The 12,985-nt window shown below is 55.7% G+C and carries 14 protein-coding genes and 1 riboswitch; of the genes, 6 read left to right on the top strand and 8 right to left on the bottom strand.

Annotated elements, in window-relative coordinates; translation table 11 throughout:
• Window positions 1–16 precede the first annotated feature (16 nt).
• The gene (locus N6V40_RS02955) at window positions 17–403 is read right to left on the bottom strand and encodes a hypothetical protein (RefSeq protein WP_131089614.1); all 387 of its coding nucleotides are present in this window, start codon (window positions 401–403) and stop codon (window positions 17–19) included.
• 9 nt (window positions 404–412) lie between these two features.
• Complete coding sequence (locus N6V40_RS02960) at window positions 413–715, bottom strand: PadR family transcriptional regulator (protein ID WP_131089613.1); 303 nt, start codon at window positions 713–715, stop codon at window positions 413–415.
• Window positions 716–1,042: 327 nt separating this feature from the next.
• On the opposite strand from N6V40_RS02960, the gene N6V40_RS02965 reads away from it, so the two are divergent.
• Window positions 1,043–2,560: a succinyl-CoA:acetate CoA-transferase ScpC gene (locus N6V40_RS02965; RefSeq protein ID WP_207306490.1), complete on the top strand. Its 1,518-nt coding sequence runs from the start codon at window positions 1,043–1,045 to the stop codon at window positions 2,558–2,560.
• Window positions 2,561–2,563: 3 nt separating this feature from the next.
• On the opposite strand, the gene N6V40_RS02970 is transcribed toward N6V40_RS02965, so the two are convergent.
• Window positions 2,564–3,325, bottom strand: coding sequence for a hypothetical protein (locus N6V40_RS02970; RefSeq protein ID WP_262198940.1), 762 nt, complete (start codon window positions 3,323–3,325; stop codon window positions 2,564–2,566).
• A 43-nt stretch (window positions 3,326–3,368) separates the two neighbouring features.
• Here N6V40_RS02970 and N6V40_RS02975 point away from each other — a divergent pair, with 43 nt between their 5' ends.
• The gene (locus N6V40_RS02975; RefSeq protein ID WP_165477326.1) at window positions 3,369–3,533 is read left to right on the top strand and encodes a hypothetical protein; all 165 of its coding nucleotides are present in this window, start codon (window positions 3,369–3,371) and stop codon (window positions 3,531–3,533) included.
• Window positions 3,534–3,611: 78 nt separating this feature from the next.
• Here the strand turns inward: N6V40_RS02975 and N6V40_RS02980 are convergent, their stop codons facing one another.
• Genes N6V40_RS02980 through N6V40_RS02990 form a run of 3 tightly spaced genes read right to left on the bottom strand, consistent with a single transcriptional unit; the run spans window position 3,612 to window position 6,283 of the window.
• Window positions 3,612–4,196 (bottom strand): dihydrofolate reductase family protein, encoded by a 585-nt coding sequence (locus N6V40_RS02980; RefSeq protein WP_131089611.1) that lies wholly within the window; start codon window positions 4,194–4,196, stop codon window positions 3,612–3,614.
• Window positions 4,197–4,241: 45 nt separating this feature from the next.
• Complete coding sequence (locus N6V40_RS02985; RefSeq protein ID WP_262198942.1) at window positions 4,242–4,658, bottom strand: PaaI family thioesterase; 417 nt, start codon at window positions 4,656–4,658, stop codon at window positions 4,242–4,244.
• Between the two features lie 17 nt (window positions 4,659–4,675).
• Complete coding sequence (locus tag N6V40_RS02990) at window positions 4,676–6,283, bottom strand: long-chain-fatty-acid--CoA ligase (protein WP_262198944.1); 1,608 nt, start codon at window positions 6,281–6,283, stop codon at window positions 4,676–4,678.
• 342 nt (window positions 6,284–6,625) lie between these two features.
• A riboswitch (SAM riboswitch) is annotated at window positions 6,626–6,743 on the top strand.
• A gap of 96 nt (window positions 6,744–6,839) precedes the next feature.
• Between N6V40_RS02990 and N6V40_RS02995 the strand changes: the two genes are divergently transcribed.
• From N6V40_RS02995 to N6V40_RS03010, 4 genes are all read left to right on the top strand, one after another.
• Window positions 6,840–7,340, top strand: coding sequence for a flavin reductase family protein (locus N6V40_RS02995; RefSeq protein WP_262198946.1), 501 nt, complete (start codon window positions 6,840–6,842; stop codon window positions 7,338–7,340).
• 650 nt (window positions 7,341–7,990) lie between these two features.
• Window positions 7,991–9,346, top strand: a complete 1,356-nt coding sequence (gene dnaB / locus N6V40_RS03000; RefSeq protein WP_131089607.1) for a replicative DNA helicase — start codon at window positions 7,991–7,993, stop codon at window positions 9,344–9,346.
• Between the two features lie 38 nt (window positions 9,347–9,384).
• On the top strand, window positions 9,385–10,128 hold the full coding sequence (locus N6V40_RS03005) for a ZIP family metal transporter (RefSeq protein WP_131089606.1): 744 nt from the start codon (window positions 9,385–9,387) through the stop codon (window positions 10,126–10,128).
• Between the two features lie 23 nt (window positions 10,129–10,151).
• Window positions 10,152–11,537 carry an MFS transporter gene (locus N6V40_RS03010; RefSeq protein WP_131089605.1) on the top strand — a complete coding sequence of 462 codons (1,386 nt, stop codon included), beginning with the start codon at window positions 10,152–10,154 and terminating at the stop codon, window positions 11,535–11,537.
• Here the strand turns inward: N6V40_RS03010 and N6V40_RS03015 are convergent.
• Window positions 11,534–11,866: a GNAT family N-acetyltransferase gene (locus tag N6V40_RS03015; protein ID WP_131089604.1), complete on the bottom strand. Its 333-nt coding sequence runs from the start codon at window positions 11,864–11,866 to the stop codon at window positions 11,534–11,536. The genes N6V40_RS03010 and N6V40_RS03015 overlap by 4 nt on opposite strands.
• 17 nt (window positions 11,867–11,883) lie before the next feature.
• Window positions 11,884–12,885 carry a pirin family protein gene (locus N6V40_RS03020; RefSeq protein WP_262198950.1) on the bottom strand — a complete coding sequence of 334 codons (1,002 nt, stop codon included), beginning with the start codon at window positions 12,883–12,885 and terminating at the stop codon, window positions 11,884–11,886.
• Between the last annotated feature and the right edge of the window lie 100 nt (window positions 12,886–12,985).

A 12,985-nucleotide genomic window follows, 5' to 3' on the forward strand; every position in this document is an offset into this window, starting at 1 on the left:
CACGCAGTTGCTGAACTTACCGGCTGGCCCGTGAACGGAGCAATGATCGGGAGAAGTCGACAATAATTCCGGCCGCGATCAATCCGAAGACTGGTAGCCAAGTGATTGCCCAACCCGAAAAGGCATTCGCCTGGCGGTCCCGGAAAATGATTGTCAGTACAGCCCAAAGGGCGGCCAGTAGTACGCCGACCACGAGGAATGCCGAGTGGCTCTTTGGGGATGCGGTGGAGGGGAAAGACGTCGCGTAGTGTTCGGGGGTTCCGAAGCTGGCGACGGCATCTTCGTAGCTAGTGGCTTCGGATTCCACTTCCCTAGCGATGTCGCGGATAGTTGCGGGCTCCACGTTGCGTAGTGAAAGGCTGTAGCGCAGCTCATCGATGTAGGTCTTGAGGGTGCTTTCCATGAAGGTCTCCTAGGTGAACTGTCGCAACCAGCTATTGAGGGAAGTCAGAGTCTGGTGGCCCTGGTCGGTGATTTTGAAGATCTTGCGTGCTGGTCCACGGTCAGCAATTTGCCAGTCGGAGATGATGTCCCCGGACTCTTCCATCGATCGAAGTAGTGGGTAAAGAGTCCCACTCTTGACGCCTGATACCCCGAGTTCTTCGAGTTTGTTCAGCATGGAATAACCGTGAACGGGTTCCTCGGCCAGTTGGCTCAGAAGAACAGCCGGAAGCATGGAACGCTTAATCTGTTGAAGTAGTTTGTTTTGTTCCATGAGCTAAGTATGAATTCTACATAGGTTCATTTCTATACTCCTTCAGGATGATCTTCGCTGATCAGCACTGATTGCAGTGCCATTCCTTGGTTCAACTGCGTGGAACGAAGAGCTCTGCGGCCAGACCGACTACCAGTTGAGCTAGCCGACCACAGTGCGCAAGACGTTGACCGGCCACCGCAAATAGCGCGCAACTCATCGAGAAAAGCGCCATCTACCGCTCTGAACGCCCGGACGTGGTCTCAGTGACAGGCGAGAACAGCTAAGGTAATCCGGTGAGATGCGGGTTATAGACCTACGTCACAAAGATGTTTCGAAGGGGTAATTTTGCACGAACGTATTCAACACCGGGCCTTTGCTGATCTCTTGATGAGCGCCGAGCAAGCGGCAACATTCATCAAGCCAGGCATGACCGTCGCCATGAGTGGCTTCACCGGTGCGGGATACCCGAAGGCCGTGCCCGGTGCACTAGCAGCGCAGATGGAACGCCAGCACGCTGACGGCAAGGACTTCAAAATCAACGTGCTCACCGGTGCTTCAACCGCACCAGAGTTGGACGGTGTGCTTGCCAAGGCTGAGGGCATGAATCTGCGCCTTCCTTACATGTCTGACCCAGAGCTGCGCCGCCGCATCAACGAGGGCAACATGGAATACATGGACATCCACCTGTCCCATGTCGCCCAGCACGCCTGGTTCGGCTTCTACGGCAAGATCGACGTGGCCATCGTGGAAGTTGTCGGCGTGACCGCCGAGGGCGACCTGATCCCTTCCAGCTCGGTAGGCAACAACAAGACCTGGCTGGAGATGGCCGACAAGATCATCATCGAGGTCAACTCCCAGCAGTCCGCCGCCATGGACGGCATGCACGATATCTACTACGGCACCGCCCTGCCGCCGCACCGCAAGCCAATCGACCTGACCACGGTGCGCGACCGCATCGGCCAGAAGTACCTGGACGTCGACGTGAACAAGATCGTCGCGGTCGTGGAAACCGACGCACCGGACCGGTTGAGCCCCTTCGCACCAGTAGACGAGACCAGCGAGAAGATCGCCGATCACCTGCTGGGCTTCCTGGACTCCGAGATCCGCGCCGGCCGCCTGTCCGAGAAGCTGCTGCCGCTGCAGTCGGGCGTCGGCAACATCGCCAACGCGGTGCTCGCTGGCCTGGCCCGCGGCGGCTACAAGGGCCTGACCGCCTACACCGAGGTGATCCAAGACGGCATGCTCCAGCTGATTAAGGATGGCACCATCGAGTTCGCCTCCGCTACCAGCTTCTCGCTCTCGGCCGACGGCATCGAGGAGTTCAACAAGAATGTTGAGCACTACCGCGAACGCATCTTGCTGCGCGCTCAGGAGATTTCAAACCACCCGGAAATCATCCGCCGACTGGGCTGCATTGCGCTGAATGGCATGATCGAAGCCGATATTTACGGCAACGTGAACTCCACCAACGTGCTCGGTTCGCACGTGATGAACGGTATCGGCGGCTCGGGCGACTTTGCCCGCAACGGTTACCTGTCGGTGTTCATGTCCCCATCTACCGCCAAGGGTGGCAAGATCTCGGGCATCGTTCCTTTTGCCTCGCACGTAGACCACACAGAGCACGACACCATGATCCTGATAACCGAACAAGGCTTGGCTGACCTTCGTGGGCTGTCTCCGAAACAGCGCGCTCAGGTAGTCATCGATAACTGCGCCCACCCGGACTACCGCCCAATGCTGCAGGACTACTTCGATCGTGCCCGCAAGGACAGCTACGGCAAGCACACCCCGCACCTGTTGGGTGAGGCCTTGAGCTGGCACCAACGGTTCCAAGAAACCGGTGACATGCGCCCGGCCAGCTAGGTCTTACTTTCCCTGACGGACAAAGACCTCATGGGTTTGATTGTTGTACAGCCGATCCTTCTGTAGCTGCGACGTAGTTACCGAAGGATTGGCCGGATCCTGGATCTTGACTCCTGATGAATAGATCATGCCTAGCGGCGCATCAAAGTAGCTCAGCACCGTGAAGCCATTATTTGTTGAGAAGGATAGGGTCTGCGCGTCTTCGCCTTTTCTGGTGACATTTGGATAGTCGATAGTCAGACAGTCTTTTGTTGTGGACTTCCCCTTGCCGTCCAGCAGACACCAAGTCCCGTTGACCGTTGCAGTCTTCAACGTGCCATTTTGTGGGACTGTCAGATCCTGAATTGAGCTGGCCGCTAACTTCTTACCGTTCCATTTCAGTGTTGCTTTGATTTTTCCTGAGGCAGCCGCCGCGGCTTCCATCGGTAGCAGAGCTTGATCGATCACCACCAGCTGACCGTTGGCGTATTTTAGTGAGCTCGGTAGGGTGCGAGCGCCACCATTAACGTCACCCATTTGGAAGGGCTGGCCCAGCGGGGCGATGCCCTTGGCCGTGTTTTGGAACAGCTGGATATGGGTAGGCCAAGCAACACCACCCTTGTCGCAGTAAAAGGTCGCCGCCAGTTCTTTAACCCCATCACCGGTCAGGTCACCTGCCACCACTAACTTTTCAGAAACGAGCGATGGTGGGGTGGCGTTGGGATATTCGGAGTGCTCTTCCTTGAGGACACCGCCGACCAATTTCCCGGCCGGAAACTCGCACATTGACGGGATGCTGGCATCCAGAACCATATTTGGTGTGAGGTCCTTGAGCGCTGTGGGAGACGGGGATGAACGGGGTGAAGAGGCAGAGGCTGAGGCGGACGAAGAAGTCGTCAGGGATGATGTGGAACTCTGGGCCGTTGATTCAGAAGCCGAGCAGCCCGTCAGCGACAAGGCTGCAATGACCGCGATAACTGTTGGGAATCTTTGATGCACTCTCAATGTCAGTCTCACCTTCAAATATTCAAACATGCAAAATGAATGGTTATTACCTAGAGCTCTGAAAAGCTCAGAGAGTTACGTGTTGAGTTGGCCGATAGGTCAATTCTTGGATACTGCCATCTAAAAGTCGCGAATCAATGAGTTCTAGATCGTAGTCTTCGCCGACATCCAGCACAGGGGAGTCTCCGTGAGCTCCGGTGAGTACCGGGAAAATGGTTATTTGAATAAAGTCCACCAGACCGGCGGCGAGCAGGGACCGGTTCATCGCCAAGCTACCGTGAGATCGCAGGGGCAACGCTGAGGTGGCCTTTAATTGCCTGACCACCTCCACGGCATCGGCCCGCTCCAAGGTGGCCTGTGGCCACTTCAGTGGGTCGCTAAGCGTTGTGGAGATGACCGTGGCGGGTTGCTCATGCATGGCAACGCCCCAAGGATCTTCAACTTCAGGATTCTGTTCAATCTCCTGCCAAAACTGGGAGAACAAACGAAAAGTATTCGCCCCAAAAACCATGTGGCACTCCTGGCCGTAGAGCTCAAGGCGTCGAGCAAGTAGCTCCGGTCCTTGTTTGCCCCAGTATCCTCCCCAGTCGCCACCGGCACTGCCGAAACCATCAAGACTACTGAACACATCAAAGGTATAGGTGGCACTCATAATGAGCCTCCCGAGGCTGATCCGCTAGATGCCATCAGATTACGCTCAAGATTTGGGCAAATCTACGTTCTGGGTGCGCAATTGTCCGCGCGAAAGTACTTTGCCCGTAGCCGTATCGGTAATAACAACGTCCCAGAGCTGCTGAGTTTTGCTTTGGAAAAGGGCCTTGGCCTCGACCTGCACATGTGCTCCGGTGGAGGGGCGGAGGAAGTCGGTGGCGTTATGAACACCAACGGCAAACTGCTGGCGCTCGGCCACCGCGTAACTGGCTCCCACACTGCCAGCGCTTTCAACCATGGTGGCGTAAATGCCTCCGTGGACCACTCCCCAAGGTGTGTGGTGGTCTTCGTTCAGCTCCGCGTGCCCACGGACAAGTGTGGCTGAGACTTCATCAAAGATAAGACCGACACTATCGGTGAACCGGCTGGTCTTATCGGGGATTGGTTGGTTGGTGGAACTCATAGCTGACTCCAAAACATTTAGTTCTTATTAAGCTGTTCAAGCGCTTGGGCTCGTAGTACGTTCTTTTGCACTTTACCCGTTGAAGTACGCGGCAAATCCTGCGGGAAAACGATGGTGCGCGGAACTTTGTAGCCAGCAAGTTTCTGCTTGGCGAAATCGATCAGATCTTGCGCGCTCAAGGTGGAGTCGCTGGCTCGGATCACGTAGGCCACGGGACGTTCGCCCCACTTCTCATCGGCGATGCCAACAACGGCCAGATCCAGTACCTCGGGGTGGGAAGCCAAAGCTTGTTCCACTTCGATGGTTGAGATGTTTTCGCCACCGGAAATGATGATGTCTTTGGCCCTGTCGCGCACCTGAATGTAGCCGTCGGGATGCATGACGCCTAAGTCGCCGGTGTGGAACCATCCGCCGGCAAAGGCCTGTGCGGTTGCTTCTTCGTCTCGGTAATAGCCGATCATGACATTGTTACCGCGCAAGACGATTTCGCCCATAGTCTGGGCATCGGCAGGAACGTCGAACATGTTCTCATCAACAATGCGTGCCGACTCCGCGGTGATCATTCCGACGCCTTGGCGGGCTAGCTTGGCCACGCGTTCGGCCGGCTCTAGCTGATCCCATTCTTCTTGGTATTCGCAGACTGTGTAGGGGCCATACACTTCGGTCAGCCCATAGACGTGAACGACTTCGATGCCCAGTTTCTGCAACTTGGAAATGATGGCCGGGGACGGTGGAGCTCCAGCGGTGGTGATGCGCAGCGGAGCCTGAAGTTGGTGCGCCCGAGTCGAGTCGGCGATGATCGAGCAAACAGTCGGGGCACCGCACAGGTGAGTAGTTCCGAGGTTCTCGATGGCATCCCACACTGCATCTTCACGCACTCCACGCAGGCATAGATGGGTGCCACCAACTGCGGTCACTGCCCAGGGTGTACACCAGCCGTTACAGTGAAACATCGGTAGCGTCCAGAGGTATCGGGTCGCTGAGCTAAGGCCCTGATGGTGCGCTTCACCCAGAGAGTTTAGGTAGCTGCCGCGGTGCGAGTAGAGCACACCCTTGGGCTTTCCCGTGGTCCCCGAGGTGTAGTTCAAGGCGATGGCAGAGCGCTCGTCCGCGATCGCATAGGGCAGTTTCTCGTCGCTGGCGGTAGACAGCAATTGCTCCAAGGTTCCATCAACTTCCACGTTCGGGCGTGGGGAGGTGAACTGGTCGTCGGTGATCTCAATCAGTGCCTGCAGGCCGGGGTTTTCGCGTCGCAGGGTTTTGGTGTTCTCCAGTAATTCGGTATCGGCCAGGAGGAGCTTCGCTCCCGAATGGTCGATGATGTACTGCAGCTCGTGGGCGGAGAGTCGCGTGTTCAGAGCGATGAGCACACCCCCAGCTAGCGGCACGGCGTAGTGAGCCATCAACATCTCAGGAGTATTTGGTGCCAAGACCGCTACTCGGTCACCGGGTTCGATGCGCTCGGCTAGTACTTGAGCAAAACGGTGCACCCGAGTTTCGAATTCTTTGTAGGTATAACTACGAGTCCCATGAATGATGGCGGTCTTGCTGGGGTAGGCCTCGGCCGAGCGTTCAAGGAAACGCAACGGGGTTAGTTCTGAATGGTTGGCCTGAATTTCTACCATGGAGGCATCCTTCACTCATCATCTCTGGCAACGGCGGCAGGCAATGAATGGTGTGACGCATAACACTGCATCTTTTATCGTGGCATGAACCTGAACGCCAGAGAAAGAAACCCGGTTTCATTACGGTGAGCGGCCCCAGAAAAGCGTTGAAGCGGCCTTGGTGACCGAGCTGGGCAGGATGTCATCGATAAGCGGATTGCGTCATGGATCACACATCTTCTGAATAATTGACTGCCAGACACCTCGATATAGGCCTATGCGTCGAATGAATCATTGAATATTGCGATTTACGAAGTGATTTGTTTGACGATACTTCGTCATGACCCATATCGTTTTAAACAGAATCAAGAGCATCAGCTATAAGCCCTGGCTTGCTGATCGGCAACCCTCTCTACGGTAGTGGGGTGCTCCAGGTGAGGATTCGGTTTCGCGCTAAATGGTGTTGAAACAAGTACCGCGCACTGCGTGAATGATCAGTGAGAAGTGGATTCGGGGACGCCGAACCGTTTGCTCGGGTCTCTTCAGCGCCGTGGGCAAGACCAGAAGGAATCGAGCCATGTCATTGAATCGTGAACTTGACCCGCTGACGCTCCGCAAGGTTTTCGCTCAGCACCCCTCAGGCATCGCAGCTCTTTGCGCCGAGATTGACGGTGTAAAAACCGGAATTATCGCTTCGTCGTTCACCGTTGGTGTTTCGTTGGAACCTGCGCTGGTGATGTTTGCAGTACAGAAAACTTCTAACACCTGGCCCAAATTACGCGAAGCTGGCCACATTGGCGTCTCAGTGCTTAGCGACCGCAATGGGGGAGTATGCGCGCAGCTCGCCTCAAAGACCGGCGACCGCTTCCGTGGTGTAGACACTGCCGTCACTGACCAGGGTGCGCTGTTTATCGAAGAATCCACATTGTGGTTGGAGACTTCCATCTACAACGAAGTTGAAGCTGGTGATCACTGGGTCGTCTTCTTGGAAGTGCACGGGCACCACGCCTCCGAACATTCGCCACAGATCTTCCATGATTCACGATTTCATTCAATCCCAGTTCCTGAACTCGTCTAATACTTCAGCTAGCTAGTTGCTCAAACGCTCCGGACGGAACACGCGGTGTTCCACCCGGAGCGTTTTTGCGTGACGGCAGCATTTTGATGATGTGGTGAGTTATCCACGGGGACAAAAGATGCCTTGGGGCAAAGAAATGTGGACGACGTCGTTTTTGAGGGTCAAGTGAACCGCTTAACCTACGGTGACTAAGGGTTTTAGGAGAATCTCACTATCCACAGGGTTATCCACACGCTTGTGGGTGATGTGTGTAGAACTCTGTGCATATCGCTAATAACCCCGAATTCCGGGTGTTTTTGGCTGTTGATAACTCTGCGAAGGGTGCCGCAAGCTTCAACAAAATATTTTTCTGTCCACAGCTGTGTAAACACAAACACCCAAGTCAAAACATATTACCGAATGGTAATAGTTATTAATCCACAGGGTTCTCCCCAGTTAGTGAACAGGGCAGTCCACAAGTCAGGCCATGTTATGCACAGGCGCTGTGGATAACGAGGTTTACGTGAGCAAATAACGGTCTTAGTGTTGACTTTGGGACAGAAATATCCACAGACGCTTTTTCAGTTGTCGGTATCGACTGACATGATGGAGCGTTGCCATCTGGCAAGGAAGTTTTTCCCAGCGGTTCAATAGGGATGGAAGTGGCTGTAATGAGTGCTGAGCCGGTTTACGAGGCACGGGAATCCGACGCGGGGCGCAAGCCGCCACAGGACATCGAGGCGGAAATGTCCGTGCTCGGTGGCATGATGCTCTCCAAGGACGCCATTGCAGACGTAGTTGAAGCACTGCGTGGCACCGATTTCTATCGTCCCGCTCACGAATCCATTTACGAAGCAATCATCGATCTTTATGGTCGAGGAGAACCAGCCGATGCGGTGACCGTTGCTGACTTACTGACCAAACGTGGAGAGATCTCACGTATTGGTGGAGCCGCATATCTGCACAACCTCATCCAGCAAGTCCCAACCGCTGCGAACGCTGGATACTACGCAGAAATCGTACGAGAACGCGCAGTACTTCGTCGTTTGGTGGACGCCGGTACCCGCATTGTTCAGATGGGTTACTCGCCAGACGGTGAAGTTGATGCCATCGTCAACGAAGCTCAGGCTGAGGTCTACAAGGTTGCCGAAAACCGCAGCAGTGAAGACTACGTACGCCTTTCGGACATCATCGAAGGCACCGTTGACGAAATCGAAAACGCAGCCAACGCAGGCGACGGCATCACCGGCGTACCTACCGGTTTCTACGAATTTGATGAGCTGACCCAGGGCCTCAAGGGTGGTCAGATGATCATCATCGCGGCCCGTCCCGCCGTCGGTAAGTCGACCTTCGCACTGGACTTCGCACGCTCTGCAGCCATCAAGAACAATATGGCTACCGTCTTCTTCTCCTTGGAAATGGGCCGCAACGAGATCGCGATGCGCCTGCTTTCGGCAGAAGCCTCCATCCAGCTTCAGGACCTGCGAAAGGGTTCGGTGGAAGACTCGCAGTGGACCAAGATTGCAACCACCATGGGTCGCTTGAACGAAGCTCCACTATTCATCGATGATTCGCCGAATATGTCCATGATGGAAATCCGTGCCAAGTGCCGTCGACTCAAGCAGCGCAACGAGCTGCGTATGATTGTTCTTGACTACCTGCAGCTGATGAGCTCGGGTAAGCGCGTTGAATCCCGTCAGCAGGAAGTCTCGGAGTTCTCGCGTAACCTGAAGTTGCTGGCCAAAGAACTCGACGTTCCACTGATTGCACTGTCTCAGCTGAACCGTGGTTCCGAACAGCGAACCGACAAGAAGCCAATGATTTCCGATCTTCGTGAATCGGGCTCGATTGAGCAGGACGCCGACATGGTTATCTTGCTGCATCGTGATGATGTTTACGACAAGGAAAACCGTCCGGGTGAAGCTGACGTGATCATCGCTAAGCACCGTGCGGGTCCAACTAAGACCATCACCGTAGCCTTCCAGGGTCACTACTCACGCTTTAATAACATGTCCTCAGAGGGCTAGTTCCAGCCAGATTCGATTTGCTGGCTATAGTGAGTTCCATGATTGCTTCTTTGCAGGCTCTGCTGTGGGGTACGGTGGCCGGCTCGGCACTTTTGCTGGGTTCCGGTGCGGCCTGGTGGTTCAAGATCCCAAAAGTTTGGGTCTGCGCGATCATGGCTTTCGGCGCCGGAGTATTGGTTAGTGCGCTGAGTTTTGAGTTGGTGTTAGAAGCCTTCGAAACCGGTGGCCTGCTAGCTACCATCGCTGGCGTGCTGGTAGGTGCCGGACTATATTTCTTAGCCAATCGATTACTGGATTGGCGTACGAAAAAGCGTCAAGTGAAGTCAGGTAAAGGCAGCCAAGGGGAATCGTCAGGCACCGCCCTGGCCGTTGGTGCACTGATTGACGGTATCCCGGAGTCGGTGGCCCTGGGCCTAACTGTGGTTACCAGTGCGAGCATCAACCCAGCCATGCTTATCGCCATCTTCATCTCGAATGTTCCCGAAGGTCTGGCCAGCACAGCTCAAATGAAAGACGCCGGGCGCCAAGGCAAAACGATTGCCGCGCTATGGGGATCCATCGCAATTTCCTGTGGGCTGGCTGCCTTCTTTGGCGCACTTGTTATGCAATCCATGCCTGGGCAGGCTCTGGCTTTCGCTACAGCAGTGGCCGCTGGTGGCATCCTGACCATGATTGCCGACACGATGATCCCCGAAGCCTATTCCGTTGAGCATGACTACACCGGGTTGTTGGTTACCGCCGGTTTCCTCTCGGCCTTTGCCTTGCACGTGCTAGGCGGCTAACCACAAGCTGGCAAGATTGGACTATGCCTTCAAACCGTAGTTCCCGCCTGTCTGGACCCACTACAGAATCGATCTACGCACCGCAGTATCTTGCCACCACCATCGGCATGTTTATTCTGGTGTTCCTTGTTGCCTTTGAGTCCATGGCGGTTACCACCGTCATGCCGTTGGTCAGCGAACTACTGCACGGGCAACGCTATTTTGCGTTAGCCTTTGCCGCTCCGATTGCCAGTGGCATGCTGGGCATGGTCGCAGCTGGCGAGATTACCGACCGCTGGGGGCCAAAGTTTCCTCTGCTGATCAGTGTCACGATCTTCTGTGTGGGCTTGGTAGTCTGTGGTTCGGCCGCGAACATGCAGGTGCTTATTACAGGTCGCATCCTGCAGGGCATCGGTGGTGGCGCCATTACCGTAGCCATTTACGTGCTGATTGCACGCGCCTATCCCGGACACTTGCACTCTAAAATCTTTGCGTTGTTTGCTACCGCCTGGGTACTGCCGGCGATGATCGGTCCATGGTTGGCAGGTCTGATGGCGGTGCACCTGGGCTGGCGCTGGGTCTTTACTGGTGTCGCCGTTTTGGTGGTCGTAGCGTTCTGCGGGATCATTCCGGTGCTCAGAGCCCTGGGGTCTGAACGCAACGAAGACCTCGGCCCGATCTCGATGAAGCGCCTCGGGTTGGCAGGTCTCACCGGTCTAGCGGTGATCTCCATGAACCTGTTAGGAAATTCGCGCAGTAGCTGGTCACTGATCGGACTAGCGTTAGCCCTGGTGGTGGCACTTGTGGCCATTCGCCCGTTGTTGCCCGTCGGTACCTTCACCTTGCGGCGCGGTCTGCCAGCCACCATCATGACCCGGATCTTTGTCACCGGTGCCTTCTTTGGTGTGGAGGTTTATCTCCCCTACCTGTTGCGACAGGACTACCAGCTTGCCCCGGATAAAGCGGGGCTGATTTTGACGGCTTCGGCCTTGTTCTGGTCGGTAGGTTCGTGGTTGCAAGGCAAGCTAGGGGAGAAGGTCCAAGCCTCAACCTGCATTACCCTCGGGGCAGTGGCGGGCGCTGTGGCCATAGCCACCGCCCTGGCCACCGCAATCTTCCACCCGCCGGTGATCGTGTTGGTGTGCGGTTGGGCCGTGGGAGGTTTTGGTATGGGGATGATTTTCCCGCGGCAAAACGTCAATATGTTGGCACTGTCAGCCAAGGACGAGCAAGGGTTTAACTCCTCGGCGATGTCAGTGGCAGACTCCCTTGGCAATGCCGGTGCCACGGCGATTGGCGGCGTGATCTTTGCGATGGCAGCTATCGGCACGGGATTCATCTCGGTCTTCAGCTTTAGTTTGCTCCTGATCCTGATCTTGATCATTATTTCTGGGCGCACCAAGGGGACTGCCACCACGGTTGACTACTAATCGCGCGGCAAGATTCCCAGGTGGGCTTTTGTAGGCTCAACCAGATGCGCGTCGTAGTCGCTGTGCTTGGCCACATAAGCCTTGACGTAGGGGCAGACCGCTACGATCTTAGCGCCACTGGCAATTGTGTTCTCCAAAGCGTATTTCACCATCACGCTAGCTAGTCCCTGTCCACCGTATTCTTCATCCACGGTGGTGTGGAAGAAGATTCGCTCAACGCCGTCGGATCCTTCAAAGTCGCGGTAGTGCGCCTCGCCGATCAGCTTGCCGTCATCATCCAGGGCGAAGCGGCGACGCTCGGGCAGGAATACTGGCTTGATCTCACTCATGGGTGGTGTCCTTTGATTTAGGCAGGGTTTACCCGCGGGCGCAGGCGAACGGTAGGTAGGGCTGGGGCCGGTAGTGCTGCTGGAGTATTCGGCGGGAAGGGGCCAAAGCGGTCCTCTGAGGTGTCTGCTGGTTCTGCGCCAATTTCTGCTTGCCACTGAGCACGGAATGCGAGGACTTCCTCGTGGGTGCGTCCCACGAAGTTCCACCACATCAAGATGTCTTCATTCAACGGCTCCCCGCCGATGAGCAAGGCTAATACCGGTTCATCGCCTGAAACCAGGCGCAAGGTTTTACAACCGGCCCGGACAAAGCCGAGGTCACGCGCGGCCAATGGGTGCCCGTTGACCTGCAAGGAACCCGAGTCTAAAAGAATTCCGTGCTCAAAATGCTCCGGGACCAGAACCTCGATTTCGGTGTTCGGCTCCAAACGTAGTTCGGCGCCGCCCAGCTCGGTGTGAGTTGTTACCGGGGAGGCCGAGTGCTGTCCGAAAATTTCGTAGCTGCCCAGGAAGACTGACAGGCTCCAGCCTTGACCGAGCAATGGCTCAGGCCGGTAGTTCTCAAAAGTAGGGTCCATGTTCCTGGCCTGTTCCGGCAAGGCAACCCATAACTGAGTACCGTGCAGGGTGGCGGTGTCCTCGGTGAGAATTTCGGAGTGGCTGATGCCGCGCCCGGCGGTCATCAGGTTGAGTTCTCCGGGACGTACCGTTGCCTTAAAACCAGCTGAATCTAGATGGTTGATTTCACCGGTGAACAACCACGAGACTGTTTGAAGTCCGGTGTGCGGATGGCGAGGTACGTTCATTCCACCGGTAACTTGGACATCATCTGGACCGTAGTGGTCCAGAAAGCACCAGGCTCCGATGAGGCTACGCTGTTTTTGCGGCAGGGTGCGGAAGACGGTCATTGCCCGAGGCCCACCCAGAGGGACTTCGCGAGGTGTCAAGATTTCAACTTCAGCAGGGGATAGGGCGTTGCTGCAGTCGATTTCTTCTGGGCTTTGATCGAGGTTGCTCATGAGCCAAGGTTATTCACTGCGAGGGGCTTTGGCCACAAGCAACCCGCGCTCCGGGCGGTACGATCGAATCACCGGTATTGCCCCCATTCAAGGAGTTTGC

Origin of the sequence: Glutamicibacter sp. M10 (assembly GCF_025452055.1) — a bacterium.
In the GTDB taxonomy this organism is placed as follows: Bacteria; Actinomycetota; Actinomycetes; order Actinomycetales; family Micrococcaceae; genus Glutamicibacter.

Excerpts from the sequence above, each read along its gene's own strand:
- N6V40_RS02980 (WP_131089611.1), bottom strand. The coding sequence starts at position 4,196 with ATGAGTGCCACCTATACCTTTGATGTGTTCAGTAGTCTTGATGGTTTC.
- N6V40_RS02970 (WP_262198940.1), bottom strand. The coding sequence starts at position 3,325 with ATGTGCGAGTTTCCGGCCGGGAAATTGGTCGGCGGTGTCCTCAAGGAA.
- N6V40_RS03015 (WP_131089604.1), bottom strand. The coding sequence starts at position 11,866 with ATGAGTGAGATCAAGCCAGTATTCCTGCCCGAGCGTCGCCGCTTCGCC.
- N6V40_RS02990 (WP_262198944.1), bottom strand. The coding sequence starts at position 6,283 with ATGGTAGAAATTCAGGCCAACCATTCAGAACTAACCCCGTTGCGTTTC.
- dnaB (WP_131089607.1), top strand. The coding sequence starts at position 7,991 with ATGAGTGCTGAGCCGGTTTACGAGGCACGGGAATCCGACGCGGGGCGC.
- N6V40_RS03005 (WP_131089606.1), top strand. The coding sequence starts at position 9,385 with ATGATTGCTTCTTTGCAGGCTCTGCTGTGGGGTACGGTGGCCGGCTCG.
- N6V40_RS03020 (WP_262198950.1), bottom strand. The coding sequence starts at position 12,885 with ATGAGCAACCTCGATCAAAGCCCAGAAGAAATCGACTGCAGCAACGCC.
- N6V40_RS02995 (WP_262198946.1), top strand. The coding sequence starts at position 6,840 with ATGTCATTGAATCGTGAACTTGACCCGCTGACGCTCCGCAAGGTTTTC.
- N6V40_RS02955 (WP_131089614.1), bottom strand. The coding sequence starts at position 403 with ATGGAAAGCACCCTCAAGACCTACATCGATGAGCTGCGCTACAGCCTT.
- N6V40_RS02960 (WP_131089613.1), bottom strand. The coding sequence starts at position 715 with ATGGAACAAAACAAACTACTTCAACAGATTAAGCGTTCCATGCTTCCG.
- N6V40_RS02985 (WP_262198942.1), bottom strand. The coding sequence starts at position 4,658 with ATGAGTTCCACCAACCAACCAATCCCCGATAAGACCAGCCGGTTCACC.
- N6V40_RS03010 (WP_131089605.1), top strand. The coding sequence starts at position 10,152 with ATGCCTTCAAACCGTAGTTCCCGCCTGTCTGGACCCACTACAGAATCG.